9 protein-coding genes and 3 tRNA genes are annotated in these 24,579 nt (G+C 52.2%); 3 read left to right on the forward strand and 9 right to left on the reverse strand.

Features of this window, described 5'->3' with window-relative positions; all coding sequences use genetic code 11:
- Positions 1-509 precede the first annotated feature (509 nt).
- Complete coding sequence (gene rbr, locus MXE41_RS04110; RefSeq protein WP_246978047.1) at positions 510-1,085, reverse strand: rubrerythrin; 576 nt, start codon at positions 1,083-1,085, stop codon at positions 510-512.
- A gap of 1,662 nt (positions 1,086-2,747) precedes the next feature.
- On the opposite strand from rbr, the gene MXE41_RS04115 reads away from it, so the two are divergent.
- The 3 genes from MXE41_RS04115 to MXE41_RS04125 all read left to right on the forward strand — a co-directional run bounded on the left by MXE41_RS04115 (position 2,748) and on the right by MXE41_RS04125 (position 3,035).
- A tRNA-Pro gene (locus tag MXE41_RS04115) sits at positions 2,748-2,824 on the forward strand.
- Between the two features lie 29 nt (positions 2,825-2,853).
- Positions 2,854-2,930: transfer RNA gene (locus MXE41_RS04120), tRNA-Pro, on the forward strand.
- 28 nt (positions 2,931-2,958) lie between these two features.
- Positions 2,959-3,035, forward strand: a tRNA-Pro gene (locus MXE41_RS04125).
- Positions 3,036-3,334: 299 nt separating this feature from the next.
- Here MXE41_RS04125 and MXE41_RS04130 read toward each other — a convergent pair.
- From MXE41_RS04130 to MXE41_RS04165, 8 genes are all read right to left on the reverse strand, one after another.
- On the reverse strand, positions 3,335-3,730 hold the full coding sequence (locus tag MXE41_RS04130; protein WP_348647414.1) for an arsenate reductase ArsC: 396 nt from the start codon (positions 3,728-3,730) through the stop codon (positions 3,335-3,337).
- Between the two features lie 645 nt (positions 3,731-4,375).
- The gene (gene fabA / locus MXE41_RS04135; RefSeq protein ID WP_246978045.1) at positions 4,376-4,906 is read right to left on the reverse strand and encodes a bifunctional 3-hydroxydecanoyl-ACP dehydratase/trans-2-decenoyl-ACP isomerase; all 531 of its coding nucleotides are present in this window, start codon (positions 4,904-4,906) and stop codon (positions 4,376-4,378) included.
- A 1,712-nt stretch (positions 4,907-6,618) separates the two neighbouring features.
- Positions 6,619-7,254 carry a cAMP-activated global transcriptional regulator CRP gene (crp, locus tag MXE41_RS04140; protein WP_246978044.1) on the reverse strand — a complete coding sequence of 212 codons (636 nt, stop codon included), beginning with the start codon at positions 7,252-7,254 and terminating at the stop codon, positions 6,619-6,621.
- 1,939 nt (positions 7,255-9,193) lie between these two features.
- Positions 9,194-14,401 carry a hypothetical protein gene (locus tag MXE41_RS04145; protein WP_247099470.1) on the reverse strand — a complete coding sequence of 1,736 codons (5,208 nt, stop codon included), beginning with the start codon at positions 14,399-14,401 and terminating at the stop codon, positions 9,194-9,196.
- Positions 14,402-14,461: 60 nt separating this feature from the next.
- Positions 14,462-16,603, reverse strand: coding sequence for a hypothetical protein (locus MXE41_RS04150; RefSeq protein ID WP_247099471.1), 2,142 nt, complete (start codon positions 16,601-16,603; stop codon positions 14,462-14,464).
- Between the two features lie 162 nt (positions 16,604-16,765).
- Positions 16,766-18,934 carry a hypothetical protein gene (locus MXE41_RS04155; RefSeq protein WP_247099472.1) on the reverse strand — a complete coding sequence of 723 codons (2,169 nt, stop codon included), beginning with the start codon at positions 18,932-18,934 and terminating at the stop codon, positions 16,766-16,768.
- A 1,295-nt stretch (positions 18,935-20,229) separates the two neighbouring features.
- Complete coding sequence (locus tag MXE41_RS04160; RefSeq protein WP_246978040.1) at positions 20,230-21,144, reverse strand: flagellin; 915 nt, start codon at positions 21,142-21,144, stop codon at positions 20,230-20,232.
- Between the two features lie 1,306 nt (positions 21,145-22,450).
- Positions 22,451-23,419 (reverse strand): transposase family protein, encoded by a 969-nt coding sequence (locus tag MXE41_RS04165; RefSeq protein WP_247099473.1) that lies wholly within the window; start codon positions 23,417-23,419, stop codon positions 22,451-22,453.
- Between the last annotated feature and the right edge of the window lie 1,160 nt (positions 23,420-24,579).

The raw sequence follows: 24,579 nt of genomic DNA on the forward strand, positions 1-24,579 counted from the left end.
TAGAAGAACGCTGTGCGGTTCAGATCACCAGAAGCGCCTGATAAAGCTACTTTACCCTGTCGCAAGGTATGGCTTAATTATAGGCTTTTGTAGAAATATCTACACCCCACACTTAAACAGTACGTACATCTGTAGCTGTACTGGGATGCGGCCACGGCATCTGTAGCTGCCCTTGGATGTTGCCCTGCTACCCTTTGGGATGACGACATCTGTGGCCGCCTGGGGCGGCGGCCTGGGATGCGGCCATGGCTCGGGCCTGGCCCAGTCGTGCCCTGGCATGTCTGGGAGACTGGAAAACAAAAGGCACAGCCTGCTGTCCTGAGGGAACAGTAAGCTGTGCCTTTTATCATTCAGCAAGGGTTAGACCTGATGGCTGTCTGTTCCTCAATGGCTTAAGGTCAGGCAGTCATGGTAGCAGGTCACAGGGCCATGAGCGGGCCATGGAATTGTAAATCTGAGCATGTTGCGGGTCAGTCCCGCAGCCCTTATCTCATGGCCATGGAGCTGAATCAGTAGTCGGCGCGCAGCACTTCAAAGTGGGCCTGTGGGTGGTTACAGGCAGGGCATACCTTAGGAGCATCGGTGCTCTCATGGATAAAGCCACAGTTGCGGCAGCGCCAGATAACCTTGTCATCACGGCGGAACATGGTGCCGGCCTCAAGGTGAGCCAGCAGATCACGGTACTGCTTCTCGTGCTGCTTTTCAGCAATGGCAATGTTCTCCATTACGGCAGCAATCATTGGGAAGCCTTCCTCACGGGCAATGGCGGCATACTTTGGATACATGTCGGTCCATTCCTCGTTTTCGCCATCAGCGGCAGCCTTGAGGTTGGCTGCAGTGTCACCGATTACGCCGGCAGGGAAAGTGGCAGTGATTTCAGTGTGACCACCCTCGAGGAACTTGAAGAGGCGCTTGGCGTGCTCCTTTTCCTGATTGGCGGTTTCTTCAAACATGGCAGAAATCAGAACATAGCCTTCGTTCTTGGCTACGGAGGCATAGTAGTTGTAGCGGTTACGGGCCTGAGACTCACCGATAAAGGCGGTTAAGATGTTCTTTTCAGTTTGAGTACCCTTTAAGCTTGGCATAACACTCTCCTTACTAAAGACCGACGTATTCAGGCTGTCAATCATCAGTACAGGCAGAGCCCGTACCTCCGGAATATAAGCTTAGTGCCCTGCATGCTGCAGGCATATCATGGCCAGCGTGCATGACTCTGTCACTGTGCGGCCAGTACGCCATGGGGCGGATAAAGGTTCAGCACATTCGTGATATCAGCTGCCCTCTGAGGTGAGGCCAGGGCTGAACCGCAGACCTGCTCAGGTTACTGCTTACAGGCGGCTGATGAATTCCGGTCATATATGCATCCTGACCCTGGCTGTATTGCGGCAAACGTTGTCATAACCCTGCACAGGACAGTCAGGGCAGAGGCCAGCCGGGAGGCTCAGGCAGCATATGCTTTACAGATCCTGAAAGTTAAGAACTGACAGCCATTGACAGATCCTGACGTGGACAGATGCCAGGGCAGCTGATCAGTTCTCATGATGTGATACAAATATCCAACATTACCGGGCTTATGTCAACTGAAAAATTGTGACTTTATCATTTCAGAATGATAAAGGCTTAAAAACGCCATTCACCTGGAACAGCAGGACAAAGTGCGTGTCACTACAGCTGTATATAAGTTATAAATAACGTAAATATCAGCTTTATATCAGTGCCGAAAGGCCAGTGACAGCCCGTTGACATGTGTGGGTGCTGGTTTTAAAGCCATAAGGAAAAATTTGGGACTTAAGTAAATAATATGATTAAGTCAGTACTAACACTGGGAGATTTTCACTTGTTCACAGGTAATATTTCAGCTACTTAATAGCTAAATTGAGCTTAGTTGAAATATGCAGACCGCAGCTCTCTGAAGACCATCAAGAGGCGGATCAACATCTGTCTTAAGATCGGATGTTAAGGCAGGCCATGGCATTGCTGAGCATGCCTCTATGAGCGTGCCTTTGCTGGCTGACGACTGGTGCGGCGGAGCTGAAGTCCGGTCAGGAAGGGATAAGTAAAGGTACGTCAGGGAAAGGAAGGGCAGGAAAAAGAAGGGCACTGTACGACCGTGAAAGGACACGAAAGAAAAGAAAGGAAAGCTACGGCAGGTAAAGAGAAGGAACGACACGGCAGGAAAAGAATAGTAAAGCAAGGAAAAGCACATTACGTCAGGGCTGCAATTAAGGGTAGATCTGACTGTCTGTAATATATGGAGGCTTAAGCCCTCAGTGGCCGAATCGCCTTTGGTCAGGCAGCCCAAAGGCTGGGGCGATGCCATGCATAAGCGGGCATACGGCTTAATGGAGGACGCAGGTAGTTAAGTGGTTTAATGGAGCCGCTGGGAATTAAGCTGTCTAATGGAGCAGGCTGGGAGTTAAGCGGTTTGATGGAGCAGGATGGGAGTTAAGCGGTCTAATGGAGCCTGCTTGGAATTTAGCGGTTTGATGGAGCTGCTGGGAATTAAGCGAAGCCGTGATGTGCGCGGCCTCTATGGCTGCCACTATGGTGTTCTGTGGACTGTATTCAGGTGGCATGGTCAGTAATGGGACAGGCCAGGCAGGACCGGGAATGTGGTTGCGGGCCATATTGATGCTGAAAAATATCGCAAAGCGCGCAGGCAGGCCGTTACGGCGGACGCCAGGTTAAATATTTTTTAAGCTCTTGTTGTTGACAGTCTGATATCACCTACCTATAATGTGCGCCATCGGTGATTAGCGCAGTCCGGTAGCGCAACTGCTTTGGGAGCAGTGGGTCGTAGGTTCGAATCCTACATCACCGACCAGCTCTTCATGAGTGAACAGACAATAAGATCGGTGATTAGCGCAGTCCGGTAGCGCAACTGCTTTGGGAGCAGTGGGTCGTAGGTTCGAATCCTACATCACCGACCAGTTCTTCATGAGGGACAGACAATGAGATCGGTGATTAGCGCAGTCCGGTAGCGCAACTGCTTTGGGAGCAGTGGGTCGTAGGTTCGAATCCTACATCACCGACCATTTCGCATTAAGGGCACCGCAAGGTGCTTTTTTTGTGCCCTTTTCCCGCCCTCAGGACCGTCGTTCCTGATATTTACGCGATTTTTTCGGCACTCCTGCAGTTCACTCAAGGCCATAAGGCCAATTCCCCGCACTCACTTCACAACACTGTTTTTCCCAGCTGATCCCCACCTGGCAGGACTGCTTTCTGGCCGCTGCGCGATCATCGCATGCACCCTTGCCATTGCCCTTGCCCTTGCCATTGCCATTGCTCTTATCTTGTCCCATGAGAGTTTGTCTGGCGCTGGGGGCCGTAAACGCTATGGGCTGGTGATGACAATGGAGGCGGCCAGCTGTCTTATTTTGTGCTCAATACTGTCAATGGTGTGGTTGAAGAAGTCGTCATCATGGCCTGAAGGATCCTCAAGACCCCAGTCGAACAGATACTTATGCGGCACTGATGGGCAGGCAACATTGCAGCCCATGGTAATGACAATATCAATGGCAGGAAGCTCTGCTACCAGCTTGCTGCGCTGCCCCTTAGCCTCCATGTCTATACCGTAGCGTGCCTTGACCAGACGTACGGCATCCTGGTTAATCCTGTCCTTGAGCTCAGTGCCGGCGCTTACGGACTCAAAGCTGGCGCTGGCCAGCAGTTTTCCCAGAGCCTCGGCTATCTGGGAACGACAGGAATTGTGCACACAGACAAAAGCCACTACCGGCCTGTGGTCAAAAGTAAGGCGCGTGTTTTCACCGGCACTGCTTTCAGATTTGTCCTGCAGGGGCGCTGCCGTGGCTGATCTCGTGCTGGAGGCTGTAGCGGAGCAAGGGCAATTGTGCTGTTCAGAATTATCCATATGTTCTTCCTGGTACTGGTGGTAGTGTTGGCACTGGTGGTATGGTTTATGTCCCGGCGCGGGCGCTGACAGCGATAAATTAGCAGGCTGAAAGGGCCTGGTATGCTGAATGTGCCATGCCAGAGGCCCTTACTGAAGCTGGACCTGCAGGCAGGAACAGCTGGCGCTGCTGCCGTGTTCCGCTGCCTTGTCAGCCAGCTTGCATGGCCGTGGCGGTCACTGAGTGTGCTGTCAGCCTGGCGGTACCGCGCCGGCCAGGCAGACAGGGGCATGGTAATCTGCTGGGGCTGTGCCAGGATGACAGACATGCAGTGCCGGGACGTAAGACAGGCAGTGCCGGGTACCGGGCCTTGCCGGGACAGCCTTTGCTGTCCTGGGCGGGGCCAGGGGGATTTGCCGGGCATATAAATGCCACAGCCCCGCAACGGAATCATTACGGGGCTGTGTGCGGCGCAGCCGGCTGAGCGTGAGCTCAGCGGCCTGCGTGAAACGGGAGCTTAAAGCTTAGTCCTTCTGTGGAGGAACCAGACCTACCTGGAGATCTTCGGCAGTGTAGATAAGCTGGTCGTCAACCAGAACCTTGCCGTCTGCAACGCCCATGATGAGCTTGCCGCGCTCGATAATGCGCTTCATATCGATGATGTAAGTTACCTTCTTGCAGTCAGGCAGAACCTCACCCTTGAACTTTACGGTCTTTACGCCCAGAGCACGACCCTTGCCCGGACCGCCGCGCCAGCCCAGGAAGAAGCCAACCAGCTGCCACATGGCATCAAGGCCCAGACAGCCAGGCATAACTGGATCACCTGGGAAGTGGCATTCAAAGAACCACAGCTCCGGAGTGATGTCGAGTTCGGCAGTGATCTGACCGAGACCATGTTCGCCATCATCAGCACGGATAGAGGTAATGCGATCAAACATCAGCATGTTTGGAGCTGGTAACTGGCTGTTGCCCTTACCGAATAATTCGCCACGAGAGCATGCTAAAAGATCTTCTTTGGAAAAGGAATGAACGCCACGTTCAAGCAGTGATGCCATTTGTTACTCCTGTTAGTCTCACGACTCATATCCGCTTTACTTAAGCTCCAGCACAGACGCGGAGCATGCTGGCAGACGGATATATAACCATTGCGTGTCCCGGTCCGGCCGGCTGATGCCGACCCGGTGCACCGCACCGTCAATACCGCCTTACTGACACCAAGCTCAGTATTCAGTAAGCGACCAGGGCAGGAGGCTGCCTCATACACGACCGGCCTGTACCATGGTCTGTCAGCCCGTCTAAAAGCGCCTGTATCAGGCTTTTATGGCTCTGAGCAGCCCCGGGCAGGCTCACGCAAAAAACTCAAACAGTATAGCACAAGCCCTGCCCGCCACTTAAACAAATTGCACGCCCCGCCCTTATCTGTCAGCAGCTTCAGGTACCGCACCCAACGCCCCTAATGCCCGGAGACACCACCACCACCGCAAGGTAAGACAACACAGCTGTTATCAGCCGTGCCACGCCCAGCCTGGCACAGCAAGGTCGAGCCGGGCCCTGCCACGGATTAGCACGCCGTGCAGCGTAGTGCTGCTCCCTGCAACACCGTGCTGCGCCTTGCAACGGCATAGCACGCCGTGCCGCGTTGTGCCGCGTCGCAGGATGATGCCTGGCACTGCACTGGTATCTGCCGGGCTGTCAAAATGGCATGCGTGTGCGGCTGGCCGTGCTCGGCTGGTTTCCGGGACAACATCAGGTTTGGGTTCTGTTCTCTTAGATCATGCGCCATATTTGTGAGCCTGGTTATTAAGACGAAATGGATTGGTGGGACTTTCCCGGACGGGCCGGGACGCTACTGACCTGCAGGCAGCACAGGTCCCATGAAGCCTCATGGACAGGCAGGTATTCAATAGCACTGGGATCGGGGCTGTACCTGGACTGGCACTGGAAAGTACTGCAAAGGAGCTTTGCTATAAGCCCTTGCTGCCCGGACTGTTGTGGCGTGGGAAGAGAACTGTGCAGGAGAGTCCTGGCGGCACAGCATGGGGCGGGTGCTCATAAGCGGGCATGGATGGGGCTTGTGGCAATGCCGCCGGGATGGGATGGGATGGGATGGGCGTGGCGGGGCCGGGAATTTCCAGGTTGCAGCTTCGTGGTACTTTTGTCAGGGCAAAAAAAATCGAGAGTCACGCCTCATCTGCTGGCGCGCCATGGAGGCACTGAGATGTGGGTAACTCTCGACACAATCACTACGGTTTTAATTTTTGAGTACGAACGGAAGTTTTTTTCTTCAGTTCTTAATAGTAATTGGCATTATAACTGGTTGGCCTGAAATTAGCTAGTATGCGCGCCACAAATAGCTGCAGTATTGTAAATTAGGCCTGATTTTTAAGCCCCAGTGCACATTTTGGGCATTTTTCAGCAGTTACGACTGTATGGCAGACACTGTCATCAGTCGCTTTTACGTGTTGCGCGGTCACAAAGGATCTCTGTTATGCCCGGCCTGTCCCCTCATGGGCATTCATGGTTATGAGCATGAGTATAAGCAGGGGCGGGATGAGCCAGGTACGGCCAGGTTGCAGGACCATGGTCGGGCTCAAGCGTTTCGTGGTGGTTCGGGCCCTGGCATCGCAGGGCAGGTGGGTTATGGTGCCATGGCGGGGCACGCCCTGCAGGCCGACCAGCCCGGCCTTGCGAACCGGGACGGTTGCCTGGTCAGAAAAAAGCCCGGCTGACATGAGCCGGGCTTTTTTCGAGCAGACGCTGACGTTTATCAGCGGGTGCCGTAAACCACAATGGTCTTGCCGTGGGCGTGGATGAGGTGGTTTTCCTCCATCATCTTGAGAATACGGCCTACGGTCTCACGGGAACAGCCTACAATCTGGCCGATTTCCTGACGGGTGATCTTAATCTGCATACCATCAGGGTGGGTCATGGCCTCAGGCTGGTGAGCCAGGTTGAGCAGAGTCTTGGCAATGCGGCCGGTAACGTCCAGGAATGCAAGGTTGCCTACCTTCTTGGAGGTATCAGCAAGGCGGACGGCCATCTGGGAAGCAAGGCGCATCAGAATCTCAGGGTTTACCTGTACGAGCTGCTTGAACTTGTTATAGGAAACCTCGGCAATCTCACAGCTGGTCTTGGCCTTAACCCATGCAGTACGTACCGGATTCTCCTCGGACTCATTGAAAAGACCAAGCTCGCCGATAAAGTCGCCCTGGTTGAGATAGGTGAGAATCATCTCATGGCCGTCATGATCCTTGATGAGGACCACCACAGTGCCCTTGACGATGTAGTACAGGGTCTCAGCCTTTTCTCCGGCATGGATAATAGTGCTTTTCTGTGAGTACTTGTGAATATGACACTGACTTACAAACCAGCTGATAGTGCTGTCAGAAGGTGGCTTAACCATAATTCAAACCTTAATCGTGAGCTGCCGCCATGTACAGGCCATACGGCTGCCTGATTTATTTAGTCTTTGTAACAGTGGTCTGCTGCGGTCTGTGCCGTCTGCAGGGTGCACATATTACGCTATAACTGTCCATAGGCTGTGAGCAAAAGGCATTCATGGCCATCGCAAGGATGCTCATGATCTCTCCTGCCAACGTCTGGCACGTTACCCTAAATGCTGTAATAAGGCTATTACATATCAGTGTGGCCAATGGATTCATGAGTTTTGACAGGGTGACTGCAGCAGCCTCTGCCATGGGCCTCAGGCCTGATGAACAGACTGCCGATAAGCCGTGCCCTGCACAGCAGGATCATATGCTCTGAGAGCTGATCGCTGTCTCTTATCTGTCCCTTTAGGGGTATGCAATACTGCAGGCATTTAACGTGCCACTTCAGGTTCACAACGCACTGTAACAGAGGCGGTTTATCCTTGCTGCACCGTGATCTGCCATGCTCGTAAGAGCTCCTGCTCATCAGGCTGCTGCCCACAGGGGAGCACTGCCCCTGAGGTCATCATGGTACAAAAGGTAAGAAAGCCTGTCTGAATGCGGGGCTTACAGACTCCATCATGGAAGGTATGTCTCTCCTGCAGCAGTAGCTGCCCGGTTTGTTTGCTGAGCTTTGCGGGACAAAAAGATCAGGATGTTTAGTGAAAAGGCAGATAATCCTGTTTTCAAAATAGCATCAAAAAGCGCTTTGTACACGCCAGGTGATGAAAATGCTCTCCGGAGGTGTCAGAAAGTTACTGTCAATATACTCTAATGTGACGGTATTTTAAGCTGTGTATCCGGAAAATATAGCAGGCGCAGATGACACAGTTAAGACTACGCCTGAATTCATAATACAACTTTTCTCCAGCCAATGGTACCGGATGCAGGGCTCATGTGTGCAATATTTGCCAATGTGGTCAGATATTTACAGCATTTGCAGGATCCCAGTCAAAGCCCGTCGTTACGGGCCCCACTTATGACCCCATGCTTTTGAAAAATGCGCAATTTTCAGTATCAGCGCTGTATCTAATGCACGTGCACGGCACACTGTGTGCCAAAAAGCCCGGCGCCCGCAAATCTCTGTCCCTCCTGCTGGCCCAGTCACCAGGATTTTCCTGTCTGTTACCCGGGCTTAAAGCCCCAGAATAATGCCCTGATTACCGGGCTTACTTTGCCAGGCACGGCGGGCTTTTTACCTGATAAAGCCCGTAATTACCGCTCGGAAGCAGGCACGCAGGTGGGCCGGGCCGATCTCAAAGATCGGCCCTGATACCGCTCATAAGCTCATGCGGCCCACAATGATTTTCAGGCCACCAGCCGGGGAGCAGAGCGGTCTTACCGTGCACCGTAAACGTTGCAGGAGTGCACGGTTATGGTACCGGTATGGCTGTGGCTGTGGCACTGGCTGTTGCCAGTGCTGGTATGCATATAAAGGGAATGCAGGGCACATGCTGGAGCGCTGAATACCATGGAGCATGGCTGGTCATTGGGCTGCCTGATGCAGGCGATCCTTAATCTGCGCTCTGGCTGCGCTATGGCTGCGCCCAGTATGAGCCCTGACTGGTCCCTGACTGCGCTCTTGCCTGTCCCTGTATGGGCCCCTTGCCTGAGCCAGGAGGCGGAAATATCGTGTCTGGCGGCCATGAAGAGATGTGGGGAGCCGGGCGCGGTGCAGGGCGGTGGGGCGCTGAGCCTGCCCTGTTCTGTTAAAAGTAAAAGAGCCTTTGCCGGGAGCTGGTCCTGGCAAAGGCTCTTATATCTTCTCATGGTAATGAGACCTGCGGCGCGGCCGCAGCGACCGGGCGGCCGCTGCGCTGACCTGGTGTACCCGTAGCGGGCAGGTCACGGCCCTGAGCGCGTTGCGGTCAGGGCTCGGACCAGTGCGGTACGGTGCGGTACGGTATGGGCGGTCTAGGACAGACGCAGCGGATGCAGGGCTATGTAGGAGCGATCCTCCATGAAGGTCTCGAGATTGCGCTCGGTGTCATGGTCAAGCAGCTTGTTCAGGGTCTCGTCAGAACCTGACTGCTCCGAGATATAGGACATGAACAGATTTCTGAGGCTGTAGCCTGAGATGCGCATCTGCAGCAGCGGCGCGCCTGAACTGCCCGAAGGAGCATTGAAAATGACACTGCTCTGAGCTGAGGAGTTCTCATGCAGGGCAAAGACACATGAAAGGCTGCGCAGGTATATATCAACCTGATTTTCACGTATCAGCTGAGCAATGCGGGCAAACTCAGGATACTTGAGGTTGAGCTGGGCAGCACTGAAAGTCTGGCTGTTACTTACCATGTCCATGAGCTGGCACAGCCACTGGCGCTGAGAGAGGTTGAACTCATCTTCCTGCTGGGACAGTGACTGATATACCAGTCGGGCAGTGCTGAAAGACTGATCGCGTGACTTTTTGGCAAGTCCGCCATCTGCCTTGTCCAGGAACTTGGATTCAGCAATGTACAAAATGAGCGCATATCTGTTGGCGCAGGTGCCACCGGTGCTGCCCCCGGTGCCGCCGGTGCCGCTGCGGGCAGCGCCGCTGCTGGCAGAGCCGGCTGAGGCGGCGGTGATGCCGTCAGGGGCGGTAGCGGCATGGCCCTGCCTGTACTCAAGAACCTGGATGCCCATCAGATCGGAGAGCTGATTGTTGGCAGCGCCGGAGCTGAACAGGGCACTGAACTCGTCAAGGCTGACAAAGGACGGAGTCTTGAGTACAGGGCTGGCTTTGATGCTGGCGGCCAGTCTGCTCATCAGCTTAATCATCAGCCAGCGGCTGAGTACGAGACCTGTCATCTCATAGGTGTTTTTGCGGCGCAGCAGAGCACGCATGAGTATGCTGCCCGAGACAACAGTGGCATCGCGGCTGATCAGGCTGCAGCACTGGTTATTGTCATTATCGGTAATGGAAATTTTGTTGAGCATCTCATGGGCAAACTTCATGTCACGGACATTAAGCTTGCGGGTAGTAACCATGAAGTTGACCGGACAGTCTCTGAAGCGGTCAAAGTAGATAAGATGACTGTTGCTGTCTATGCTCTGGCGGCACATGAGGTCATCGATATAGATGACATTGTGGGCATAGTTCTGCAGGCTGGCCACCTCACCTGAGTCGCGTACGGCATCTTTGATGAACTGACGCATCAGAGGGGTTTTGACAAACTGGGCATCATAATGGAAAGCAGCAGCGCCATCAGAGCTTTGAGCATCATACTGTTCGAGCATCTTTTTGAGCGTATCTGATGAGACGGCGAAGTGCTCATTGCTGTTTTCAACAATACATACCGAGCTGAGATTCTGAATAATGAGATTGAGCGGCAGTACCGGGGTGGTAAGGAAACGGGCGGCCTGGAGGCCGCTGTTATGCTCAAAGTCGACATGAGAAATCAGCGACGGACAGTAGTTGAACTCATCACTGACCGGAATTACATCAACACTGCCAGAGGTCAGGCGGTACTGGGCACGGCTGTCAAATACATGAGGCATGAGGCAGATATCCACCATGCGTCTCATTTCTTCATCAGGTTCGCCATTGCTGGTGCGCAGAATCTCAAGATCCAGCCACTTGTCGTAGGTACCGGTAGACTTGGAGGTATTCATCTTGAATACGCTGTCATTGCTGCGGGCAGACTGGGCGGTACTGGCCAGCACTGATACCTGGACCTGACGGTTGAAGTGACCTTCATTGTCATTGCGTGAAAGCTGTACACGTTTCTTCTCAAAGGAGCGGTAAATCTCCTGAGCGTCATAAAGGCTGTTGTTGACGACAATAAGGCGGAAGCTGCAGGATCTGAGCTCTTCACTGTCTGCAATGGCCTCGTAAATCTCAAGAGGCAGATCAAGCATGCCACAGCAGTAAATCATCACAGTGCAGCTTTCCATATAGTATGGGCGGCTGCTGATATACCTCTGCAGATAGCGGATAAAGGCTTCGCGGTAGCGTTTGAGTCTGATGGTGTACTGGCTTGCCGAGCTGCCATCGGTGGTAATGGCAAAACTGCCTGAGCGGCTGTCGACGCCGTGAATGGCACCATACTGCATCTGCAGACCGGCAATTTCATCATAAAGGGTATAGCCACGCTGCCAGGCACAGGCAGTAACCACAGACTTGTCCATGGTGCTGCCTTTCTGTCTGGTGTTGCGCACCAGTGTCATGGCAATGGTCTCAGGGCCCCAGCAGCGATCCTCGCTGTTTTCGATAAAGTTGCTGAACTGCTTGTGATCGCTCAGAGATGACTTGTACATCACCACAGAGCGTATCATGCGGCACAGGCCCTCATTGCGTGAAAACAGGCTGAGCATGCTGTCAGGATGGAAAGGTGTGGCAATGGCGGCAGTACGCATACCGGCAGGGAAGATGGTATCAGCCCAGCTGCTGTCACTTTCAATAATTTCATTCTCAAGCAGATAGCGGGCAGGCAGATGGGCAGCCTTTTCAGGTACAGCCATGCCGGTCATGCTGACAAGTTCCAGCATGCTCAGGGCAAGCTGGGAAACTGTCTGATCAGATGAGCTTATCAGTGATGAGTTCATGATGCGCCACTGCAGTTTGCCGTACAGCACTGACAGAGCGCGAACCTCTGTAATGTTCAGGGTGCAGGCAAACATGCTGGCAAGACAGCTGTTCCATTGCTTTGTAAAATCCTTTAAAGTGCGTCTGATGTCACGCACATCCCTGAGCATCTTTTCATCAGCATCGCTCTGACTGTCTTTAGGGATGCGCTCTTCAATACTCTTAAGAGCACTGGTAACACAGCCATGGATATTGCACCAGGCTTCGGTACTGGAATCAGGTCTGAAAAAGCCGGAATTCATACCTGCGCCTTCGATACTCTCGAGCTTTACTGACTGGGCATTGCCTCTGAGCAGCTCACTGCTTCTGGTATAGGTGCCCAGCTGCAGGGCTTTAACCTTTTTGGAGGCAAGCAGCTCCAGATCCACAGGCATGAGATGTCCTGCGCTGCCTGGTAAGCCCGTCCACTCGATAATACGTGGTGCAGGCGACTTGTCATCGCTGGTTTCGATAAGAACAGTAAAGGCCAGAGTGATACGGCTGCTTCCCTTGACAGTAGAACGCATCGAGGTGTCTCTGGCCGAAGAATCGTTATGACGGGATCGCAGAAACTCGTTAAAGTTAAACAGCGGGAACCCGGCTTTGTCATCGGCACTGTTGCAGGTGAATGCTATACGGTTGCCCAGAGTCTCTGAAAGAGATTTGAGAAAAGGTCCGTAAAGAATACTGAACTGCATGGCGCACTGATAGTTGAGTTTGAGTGCGTCATTGACGTTTTTGTTGAGTTTGACCGTAACCCTGGTGATTTCCTTATCATGGGTGTCGGCATGCTGGGAGATAACGCGCAGCAAAGATACCAGGAAGTTGTCGCTGTTAATGCGCTCACCTGTGTAAATGAGCTTTTCCCAGCTGTTATTAATAGACCTGTCCTTGGTGAGTATGTTGCGGTATTGACTGTACAGGCGGTACAGATCATTGCGCTCCTGCTCAGTAATGGCGGTTGCAGACTTGTTAAGAATAGTACTTGCCAGAGCTTCGTCTGCATCACTCATGTTTTCATGAGCGTCACTGACCGTTTGCCTGAACAGCTCCATGGTGCGGTCAAAAAGGGATTTCTTTTCAGCCTTGCGGGCAACCATGGTAAAAAGGGCCGCACGTATCACTTCCCAGTCAGCATGACACAGCTGGTCATAGATCTGGCCTGAGCTGCGGCTGTCACTGGCAGAAGTGCGCACGAAGTTCTTAAGCACAGCTGAGACCCAGCTGTCCTTAATCTTCTTATACTGGCTGTCTTTGACATAGCCTTCAAAGCAGGCGGTAATTTCATTGACATCAGGGCCACTGCCTGAGCTCAGGAAGCGGTTCTGCAGAGGCTGAACATGGGTAAGCCAGGACTCAAAGGTGTTTTTATAACGTGAGTCCTTTTTCTTGGCGCTGTTCTGATAGAAAAGGCCATCATAAGCCGGCACTCCCAGTACAGGAAGGGATTTTCCTGCTATGCCATGGATAGTGTCCTTTTCGCCACCGGCTTTATCAAGAGCAATAAAGGCCCGGACTATCTCGGCTGCATAGGACAGCAGAAGGTGCATGTCGATGAAAAGCTCACTGAAGTAGCCGTCTGACAGGGCCTTGAGGAAGAAAATCAGGGCACTCTTCTTTTCCGAGTCCGGGAAAATGGAATGACTGATGTCAGGGTATCTGCTTTCAGTAAAGTCTCTGAAGCTCTTATGTAACTGACCGGCAATTGACTCCTCAGTAAACTGGGTTACATCACCCAGGGTGTCGATACTGGCAGTCTCACGGGTAAAGAGCACGGTAAGGTAACCGCTCTGCTGGTGATTGCGCAGGTGAGCTGAGTTTTTCTGAGCTACACGGCTGGTAAAGCTTTTTGAACGGCCCTCAAGATCCTCTCTGTAACCTGACTGCTCTACAATGATGTTTAGAAAGTTCCAGTAATTGAAAGAGCGGGTGAAATTCTGGTGCTCTGCGTCTATCTGGCAGATGATGGTATCGATGTCAGCAGCATCAAGGCCGGCCACGATGAAAAAGCCCAGGGATGTGTTTCCTCGGGAGGAGCGACTGTCGTATTCTTTCTTGCTGGCCGGAAGCAGGGACTCAATAAGCTGCATGCCACAAAAGCCCAGCAGCTGCTGAGCAATCTGCTCACGCTCTTTCCTGATTACGGGAAGATACTCTCCAAAATATTTATTGAGCTCCTCTTCCTCCTTGGGAGTAAGACGCAAATCCAGAGCCTTTTGGACAGCCTGGCCACCGGCATCGCTGCCGGCGGCGCCGTCAGCTGGGGCGCCGTCAGCTGGGACTCCGCCAGCTGCGGCACGGGACTGTGTCGGCTCATCAGCATGTCCCAGCGCATCGGCCAGCACCGGTGCATCAGCAGACATCAGCGCATCAGCCAGTGTCGGCGTATCAGCCTGCACAGGAGCAGAGCCTGCTCCGTGCAGGTCGGAGGTATCGTCAGAGCTTATGTGGCATTCAGTACCACGCTGTTGAGCAGCTGTATAAAAACGCTCAGCATCCAGACTGAAGGCGTTGCGGGCATGATGAGGCAACAGCTCATATCTGCTGCCCATGTTGACAAAGGAATTTGCTTTCATAGTGACCTGTCCTTGCATATACCGGTGCCTGTAGCTCCGGTATCAAAGGGCTGATGAGCATTACTGCTGCTGTAAATCGTTGGAGAATGGATTGCGCACATAGTCGCAGCCGTCGGAAAGACTGACTATCATGTCAAGACGGTTCAGTCTTTCCTTGAGGGCTCTTACATTGAGCTCAAGCACCTGACTCTTGAGCCTGGCAGGACCACTCTCACCTGAGCTGCAATCAGTTCCAGCAGAGCGGCTGTATTCGGCCGGTCCAATGATCAGATGCCAGTCCTCATAGATTCTCTCAAGGAAATGATCGAGCATCATGTTGGAGCGGTTGCCCATAACTGCAAAAATCAGGGTGCGCAGCAGATCATCGTTGATCTGATACTGGTGACCTGAGCGTGGGTTCTGTTTGAGCAGACCTATTTCACGGGCATAGGTGTAGTGCAGGCGGTCCATATGTTTGTCACGGGCCAGTGCCAGAGAGGTAAAGTGGTCCACAACAGCGCTGTAGGTAACCTCATCTTCCTCGCTGCCAGCAACGGTAAAGACACCCGGCTCATGATCACCGTCAGGGTTCTTTCTCAGATCCAGCATGAAATCACTCTTGATGGAAAAAGCGTGACGCATGATTGAGACCAGCAACAGCTGCTCCTGGGCGCTGAGCACTCTTTCCCCTCCCTTATCCCTCCAGTTTTCTCTGTCCAGAAGGAAAGGGGCAGCCATGGCAGTCATGTTGCGGGTGCGGGCGCTGATAAAAGCTTTTATAGACTCATCAAAGAGTTCGTTGTTGTCCTTAAAAGACTTGCGTGAGGCGTTTTTGAGATCCTGAGTGATAAGGTTATCCATGCAGACAATCATGTCGATATTGCAGCGGCAGCCGTTGAGCCTGAGCATTTTCTGCTGCTGCTCGAGCATATAGCAGATAATAGCCAGGAAGATGATGTTATTAAGGGCTGACAGGCGCTCCTGCTTGTTGAGGTTAAGCTGCATGATATTGGAGCATGCACGGCTTAAGTGATCATAAACATCAAGATGACGGTAAGGCAGATAACCCGTAGTTGTAATAGCCGAACCGGCATTTTTAATGGCTTCAGGATGGCAGTTCTGCAGGTCTGCAATGTTCTGGCTTTCTGCTACATCATCAGGGTGGATCTTGCAGATAATTCGGGAGACTTCATTAATCTCGTCGGCGCGGGTGAAGAAGTAATCATAGAACTCAGCACCCAGATTGGCAGTAGTTTCACCGTCAGTCATGGCGTTACGCCAGGAGCGGGCCAGCATGTTAAAAGCCACCAGGCCGCTGCCGCGCATGAAGTTGGCCTTGAGTGAGTGCTCCTTGGTCATCTCCCAGAAAATGCCCTCAGGACCGTAAGGGAAGGTGAATTTGTAACACCACTGACGCTCAGCACTGTTATCCAGAGTCCAGGCGCGCAGCATGCGTACTGCACTGGCAAAAGTGGTAATGTCCTGAAAAACGGTCTCAATCTGTTTGAGCACCGATCTGTCAAAGCCTCTGGCAGTGGAGCTGACATTTTTCTTTGAGGACTTGCCTGTTTTTCCCCTACTCTCTTCGTCATCATCTGATACATGCTGGTCAGTTGACTTGGAGCTGTCCCACTGATTGCTGGTTTCAAAATGACGGCGCCATACCTGCCACTGACGGCTGTTATCTGTGCCCGACATCAGAGCTATTTCGTCAGTAAAAGGGCTGTTGAACAGAATATGACGCAGCAGAAGGCGCTTGGGCTTGATGAAGACAAAATCATCGACATTGTCCGGGAACTTGTCCTTACGGCCCTGAAGATTCTGCTCAAAAGGATTGGAACTGTTCTGTGACAGCAGCACGTTGAGCAAAGTGAGCATGGCGTAGTCTTTACTTTCAGCCTGATGGAGTCTGTCTCCAAAGACCAGTTCTTCGACCATGAACTTGTTCTGACGGTGGTTTTTGAAATACTCCGACGAGTTGTAGCGTTTGCCGAGGATACGATCCTCGAGAACTTTCTCAGACTCTGCATGAGGCTTGAGCCACTGGCTGATTTCTTTTGCTGAGTCAGGTGATCCAATACTGTCAACAAACTCTTCAATAGAGTTGAAGACCTCACCTGAGCTTGCCCGCTGGCGCCTGAAAGTATCAATGCTGTCTTCCTGGCTGCTGCCGTAAGCAACGCTGTCAGCAGCAGTTTCCACTAATCTGGTATCAGTACTCATAGTTTTAAGCCTGTAAAGAGCAGGGGCAGATGCCTGGCTCATGATAGTAATGTGGGCAGGTGCTGCCCGTCCTGCAGCCGCCATGGCGGACTTTGAGCGGGCAGTCGGCCAGGGCCTGCAGTGCAGGCCACAGGGGGGCCGTCAGTCTGGCTGTCAGCAGGTTTATTTTCTTATGCAGCCGTCATCATTGACCATACAGAACTGCAGTCTGTTGATGAGTTTGCCAATATCTTCATCATGGTCCCTTTCTACCTTTCTGTTCTTGACAATAAAGGCCTCAAGAGAGGACTTGAAGGTCATGATTTCGTAGGCACACTCCTGAGAGAAGGAGATTCCAACCATGCCGTGTGACAGACTCATCAGATACTCAAAGATCTTGGGAGTAATGCTCAGATAGGAAACAATCTGATTGCTGCTGTTTTTCCTGGCCTCGAGCTCCTCGATCTTATCTGTAAGCTCTTCGACACGGTTATATTCGCGTTTTTTAAACCAGTCATTACGCTCTTTGTCAAGACGCCTGATTTCCTCGTCCAGATCGCTGGTGCCATCACCAGGGCCGTAGTAGGCAATGCATATCAGGCCTGAGCAGTTGCCGGCTTTTTTTGACGGGATAAGACGGATGCAGTCATTTACTATCTTCTGGTCAAAGTCGCAAGGCTTTTCATAGTCCTTGTCATAAATCATGCACAGATCGGCCGGGCTTATGATGTTGTTGGTAGAGACCGTTACCTTGCTGGTCTCGGCTATGGTCATCAGCGAGGTAAAGGCGCGGTTAAGGCCATTGATCATAGTGCCGGCAATGGCCGGGGAGTTCTTCAGCCTGCCGCTGTAAACCAGTTCCTTAAGCTCAAGGTACTTATGGCCAAACTTGAAAGCGCAAAGGCTGTACGGATCAAAAGGCATTGGGGAAAAACGGCGCTCGTCCATGCTGAAAAACAGACTGCGGCGGCGTGTGGTCAGGATATTCCTGAGCTCGCTGAGCAAAGTTATTTCATCAGTGCCATCTGCGCTGCTGTCACTGTCTTCCTGTACGCTCTTGACATCGCTGTGGGTAGCCAGATCTTCAAGGATGTTCCTGACTCTGCCCTGGTCGCCAAAAGACGGCATACTGGACATGGTGGAGAAAGCTTCATTGAGGGTGCTGAACTGAGGGCTGTCTCCGAACATGAGGAACTGATCAATAAGGCTGGTAGTGTGCTCACCTGGCTGCATGTTTTCAAGGAAGCGGAAAACTGCATTACCGTCACCACGGGAGCGCATGTTCCTGACGTTAACTCCCATGAAGCCGTCATAAGGACTCATATACTGCCTGGCCGCTGCATCACTGCAGGCGCTTCCTAAACCGGTACCGAGTCCTGACTCAACCTGAGCAAATACATCCTCACAGGTCCAGAAAGACTGTTCAGGTATTTCAGCCTTGCAGCCGAGCAGGGTGTTGCTGATGAGCTGGAGAATGTTACGGGTAGTAAAGTGGGTGCCGTCATCAATAAGGATGGTAAAGATCTCCCTGATACGGTCATAGAAGATCTCGTTATTGAGCTCATTGCGGCTGCTCAATACAGGGCATACTTCATGATGCTGACATTTCTGACACTTGCTCCAAGCCGCATTTTCCAGCACATGACGGAACATGTTGACGATAGCATTACTGTCGATAGTTGAGCCTATATTCTTGCAGATTATGCTGTCTGATTTGAGCTCGTTGCCGCGCAGCAGATAGTCCTCAAGGCTGTTGAGTATGTCTTTGGAGATAATGCTGCTGCCGCTGTAGTGGTTATGGAATTCCTTGAGAATCTTGCCATTGTTGGCGGCAATAATGGCAATCTCACAGCTGTCGTCAGTACTGCTGCTCCCGTCCTGATTTCCGGTGTCCATGATACGGCTGACAGTCTCAAAGAGATCATTGTACTCAGGGCTGCCGACAGAAAGCTCTGTAAAATCTTTTACAATAGTGTATTTGATATTGCGCTGAGTATCAGTGAACTTGATGACTGAGTTTGATTTGTTTTCTTTCCAGAAAACACGGCCCATACCTACAGGCTGCTCAGCTGTACAGATACGGCGCAGGAAGTGGGTTTTGCCGTCACCTGCCTTGCCTGCAAGGAAGATCACCTTGCTGGTCCGGCTGTTAATGATGTCTGCAATCTCCTGGGCAAAAAGGTTCTGCTCTTCAATATCGAAAAAGAAATAGTTGAAGTCAGGATTCTGGATGTTATCCAGCAGATCCTCGCTGTACTCATTGTACAGGCCGTTAGATCCCGGCCATGGGCCAAAAGCCCTGATGTAGCTGATGAAGTTGCTGTTGACTGGGAGTTTGGATTGCTCTTCCATTTGGCTCAGATTCTCCAGAGGGCAGGAGGCAGTTCCTGCATTAATGATTTCTGTCTGCTTTGATTATGTGCACAGCGTGCTCAGCTGATATGCTCAAAGCAGGCTGAGCCCGGTGGCGGGCTTATAAAGAAGGTAAATGATGCGTACTGACTGCACAGCCTGACCGTACAGACTCTGCGATGCACTTCTGTTCGCAGTCTGGTCAGCGCCCTGTCCCGGCCGTCTCACAGTCTGGTCAGAGCCCTGTCCTGGCCGGTTCACATTCTGGTCAGCGCCCTGTCCCGGCCGTCTCACAGTCTGGTCAGAGCCCTGTCCTGGCCGGTTCACATTCTGGTCAGCGCCCTGTCCCGGCCGACTCACAGTCTGGTCAGCGCCCTGTCCCGGCCGGCTCACAGTCTGGTCAGCGCCTTGTACTGGCCGGTTCACATTCTGGTCAGAGCCCTGTCCTGGCCGGCTCACAGTCTGGTCAGCGCCCTGTCCCGGCCGGTTCAGATACTGTTTACATCCATGTCATGGCCTGGTTTGCTCCAGATGTAAATCAGGTCTGCAGCTGGCTGTAACCTGTATGAACAGGTACCAAAACAAACTGAATACAGACACGGGTAGCTGCTGACGAGGTGGATGGCTTTGCTTCTGAAGAGCGGGTACCAGTCAGGCACAAATCAAGTGTCGCTGTAAGATATCAGTTCAGATGCTTAATGCCCGAAAGTATGCAAGCTCTGCAGGCCGGTGTACGCTCCGGAGCGAGTCTCCATAATAACCCAAATGACGCGGCAATGCTAAGGAAAGTGCCGTCCAATGGCTGTTTGTCGGGTGCAGACCAGATAAAGCAGCTCTGTTTATCTGCTTTTTCTCCTGCATGCAGTCACAGCCAGAAATGCATCACGATACCAGCAGGACAGCAAAAACCTCCTGGATATGCACGCCGCGACTGTAATGCCCTGTCTAATTGATGCAGCCGACGCCCATTGAAGCTGCACAGGGACTGGCAAGTCCTGGTCGGGCAATTACAGTCATGTCCGGGCAATTCCAGTCATGGCCGGGCCAGGCCATGCCAGGCCAGTTCTGGCTGGGGTATGCAGGGCCCATACAGGCCTGACCTTGCATGTCGATCATGCAGATCCGCAGTAACAGGCTGGCGCCAGGGGTTGAAAGTGAACAATAAAAAAGAGCTTATCCCACTAAAGGGATAAGCTCTTTTTGTCAGCAAAACAGCTGGTGGCCGGACCTTCAGCCTGAAGCTGCGCGGCCCGGCCGCGTGAGCTGCACTGTGCTCAGTAAAGGGTTTTTGAGTATTACTTGAGCAGGTGAGCTGCAAACTTAGGACGGGTGTTGGCCTGAGTCATCATGGCGATTACGGCCTGCTCAATGACACGCTGCTGGGCGTACTCGGAGGTGGCCTCAGCGTAGTCGGTGTCACTGATGCGGCTGCGGGCATCGGCCTGGTTAACGGCTGAAACGGAGTTGGAGCGCAGAGTGGCTTCAAGTCGATTCTGGACGCTGCCCAGGTCACCACGGTTGCTGTCGATGGTAGCCTGAACTGAGTCCATAACCTCGATAAGAGAGGAGGCATCGTCAGCACTGCCAAAGGCCAGACCGGTGTTGGCGTCGTAGATGGTATCAGGAACCATGCCGCTGAACCTGGTGGAGTCAACCTCGAAAGATACCTGATCGCCGGCGTTTGGACCTACCTGGAGGTCAAGACGGCCGGTAGAGCGGATATCAGGGTTACCCTGCTGTGGTGCGGCAGAGCCTGTCTGGTAAATGGAAGTACCGTTCTTGGCATCGTAGCCGTTAAGAACAGTCTTGCCACCAAAGGTGGTCTGCTCGGAAATGCGGGTGATTTCCTGAGCCAGAGCATCAGCTTCCTGCTTTAAGGCATCGCGTGAGGAAGAGTCCAGAGTGCCGTTTGCTGCCTGTACAGACAGTTCACGGATACGCTGAACCATGTTGGTGACCTCACTCATGCCGCCTTCAATGGTCTGAGCCAGAGCAAGGCCGTCATTGGCATTGCGGTAGGCCTGATTGAGACCATTGATCTGAGCGGTCATACGGTCAGAAATAATAAGGCCGGCAGCATCATCCTTGGCAGAATTGATGCGCTTGCCCGAGGCCAGACGCTGCTGCAAAGTCTGAACAACGTTCTGAACCTTGTCTTGCTGTCTGACCGCATTAAGCGCTGAGACATTAGTATTTACATTTATAGCCATGTCATCACCTGAGATCAGTACGGGTACGGGTCGCAGGGCGCAGCACTGACGAAAGGTCAGTTTCTGCAGCATGAACTGGACCGTACCTGCATAGGTACGATGTATATGAAGTGCCACTTTGGCATATAACGATTTTACTACTTTTGACCTGGAGCTGACACAGTTAAATATGCGGAAAAATGCCAGAGTTATGGCATTTTATTTATATTTTGACCTGGTGCACGCACCCATGGGCTTCCGCATGAAAAAATGAAGTCAGGACATAAATTAAAAGCAATGTGTAACTGACCTCAAGCCTGTCATACATGCACCCCATTTACGCTCGATGATTTGCCCTTAACAAAGTACAAATCAGGGACTGACAAATGCTGCGCTGCACCATGGCTGCAGGACCTGCAGCCCTCGAAAAATGCAGCCATTGACCTGGCATGAGCAGTCAGGACAGCATATTTGCAGATTCAGAGCCCGGATCCACCGCTGGGAGGCAAGAGTACAGGAGCGGCCATAACCTGGCCTGACCTTGCACAGCAGCTCAAGGACAGGCTGGTAATGGACTGAAATTCTGGCCAGCGAAAAACCAGACCAGTGCCTTGACATCTCCTTGCCCTGCCCGGCCTTGCCGGGCCTTGCCTGGCTTTAGCTGCAACCGCCTGGACTATCAGGGCTGTGATGAGTAAAGCAAGGACACAATACCGCAGTCACCACTTGCCATGACACGTTAATGTGCAGATCATTGGTCGGGATCCAATGACGTTGCGGGATCCAATGATGTTGGGGCATTGGCCGATAAACGATGATGTGCGGACCATCGGCTGAGGGCTAATGAAGTGCAGACCATCGCCTGGGACCCAGTGATGTGGGGCCTGCTCCCGGTGCGACGACGATCTGTACACATGCGGGACGAGCATTTCCGGGCTGCAATAAGTGCAGTGCAGGTAAAGTACATTACTTAAATTAAGATGTGGGATGTGACGCGGCTTCCCTTGCCTGGCGCGGCTGATGGGGCGTGGCCTGAGCTGGGAGTGAGAATGCGCGGCTGGTACCGGGTGTTATTTCCAGGCTGGGAAGTGTCAGGGGAGGAAGGCTGTTTTCGTTGCTGGGAAAGTGGATGGCGCGGTGGGATTTGAGGGCAAAAAAAGCAGGGTCGTACTGTCAGATACGACCCTGCGTGTAAGGTGAATTAAGTGGCGAAAACCCGGCCGATTCGTGTTATGGCAGGGACCGGATTGTCAGGGCAAAAGCGCGCTGCCTCTGTTATTGGCATGGGACTGTGATGCTTTTGCCGCCAGTAAATCTGGCGTGGCCGTCAGTTAGGGAAGCGGCCGGAGTTAACGTTGATGTATGGTGTTTGACAGCGCAGGCTGCCCGTTTCAGAGTCCTGTGACTTGAGACTGGTACTCAGTACAGAATGAGCCGGATTACGGGCCTGTGCAGCTGAGCGGCTGTTTACGCTGGCAGCTGGTCTGTTGCTGGAGACTATGCTCTCAGATCTGTTTTCAATACCTGCTTTGTTGATATCGCGATTAATCTTGAAGCGTACATCGTTGCAGCAGCCCTTGAAGGAGAAGCTGCGCAGCTGGTTGAGGATAGAGACGGTAGCGCGGCTTTGTTCGAGCTCTTCTTTGCTGATGATGTTGAGCTTCATGGAGCTGCTGTAAATGGTTGCCTTGAAGCGGCGATCAGCTGCACCAGAGGCTCTGTCACGATCTTCGATGAACTTGTAGTCATCGTCCTGAACCAGAGAGCCCATCCAGTTGCGGCCGCTGATCTTGCGGGTGTTGTCACGGCTTGCCTGGTTGTACTCAAGCAGAACACGCTTGAAGAAAGGCACCATATTGTCAGGCAGCTGATTGTTGGCGTGCTGCTCGGACAGGGACTCAAAGAGCAGGTTCAGGCAGAACTGTTCAATGAATACGGTGAACTCAGGGAAGAGCAGGTACTCAATGGTGCGCTTGATGGTGTCGTGGGAGACAGGCTTGTCAGGGAAATCAGGAATGATCTGATTGAGCTCCTGATGGAAGTCAGACCAGTATTTGCCAATGGCGCAGGCTGAACGGTAGCCGCACATGTAAGCAAGAACAGTGGTAACGATCAGGGAAATACCGGAGAAGCGGATTTTACCGCCCTGACGGAGGTCAGTGATGTTCATCTGTGGGATGAACTTGTCAACTACAGTTCTGCATACGGCAGGTGTCAGCTCAACAACTGTCTTGCTGGCCTCTCTTTCTCTGTTTCCAGAGGCAGAGGCAAAGGTGTTATAAAACTTCTCGCTCATCTTAATTTCAACCAAGTTTGGGCTGGTGTTCCTGCCATAAGAATCACTGTCAGGCCCATGGGAAAAACTGTTAAATCAGCTTGTCAGTGTCATACGCCGCTTCTGCATGGCCTGTTGCCTGAACTCCGCTTATCCTCAGATGTGCAATGTCCGGCCTCATGTTTACGGGGCTGTACAGACGTGTTAATGCAGTTCTGGCCGTTTGCGGTCAGCCTGTCCGGGTGTGTGTCTGGGGACGGTTGCAAAATAAAAGACTACAAGGACTGGGCTGCACGTGCAGCAGGTAGCATGTTCTGATTATCTGTCTGCAGGCTTTAGCACTTATTTCTGCCTTTTGCAGTTTACTGTTTGCATGTCGAGCCTGTTCCTGCTCTGCAGGCAGTGGCCTGTCAGGGCTTTTATCATGCCGGTCTCGCTCCGGCCTGATCCATAGTTCACGGCTTGTGCTGATATTCAGCGTGTTGACTGATCTCGTCAGTTAAGGAATTTATGGCGGTTTTACAGTGTGAGTACAGGTCTAAGATGATTTGTATATGACATAACTGGTGCTCACCTGTTTTTATCATTCTGGACAGTCCTGTGCCTGTAATTGACCGGGACTGCGTGCCTTTTGAGGTCACAGTCAGATTACATTGTCTGCTGTCTCTTTCCTTGTAAGGTGCTGGGAGGGTATACAGACGTTCTGTAATCATTGCAGATAGAACAATCAGCTCCACTTGCTGGCCCTGGCTGGTTCTGTCAGCCCGGTAAGGCGTGTCAGACAGGCCATAAATATTTGTAGTAAGAATCTGTCTGATTGAAGGAGCCCGTAATTTCGAAATGACCATGATTTACAGGTAATCTGGTCAACTCTCTGTCTCCATTGAATGCAGTGTATCAAAAAAACACAATAATGGGTACGAACTTTTACAATTTGAATTAAAAAACTTGTATCTAAGTCAAATTATCCGTATTTTTGCTCCAAAAGTGCCAGTTTTTAAAGTCTGATCGCTTATTTATCAGATTCTGAACAATCATCCCATATGGAAGCAGGCGCTCCCTGTGTCATAAATGCAGAATTTATGTGCAATTTTAGAAAAAATTGGTGTTTGTGTATATGAAATTTAAAATTCCCTTAAATACTGGATTTGTTGTGCAGGCTGACGCGTCATTTGCAGTTT

Source organism: Anaerobiospirillum sp. NML120449, assembly GCF_023051105.1.
Lineage (GTDB): Bacteria > Pseudomonadota > Gammaproteobacteria > Enterobacterales > Succinivibrionaceae > Anaerobiospirillum.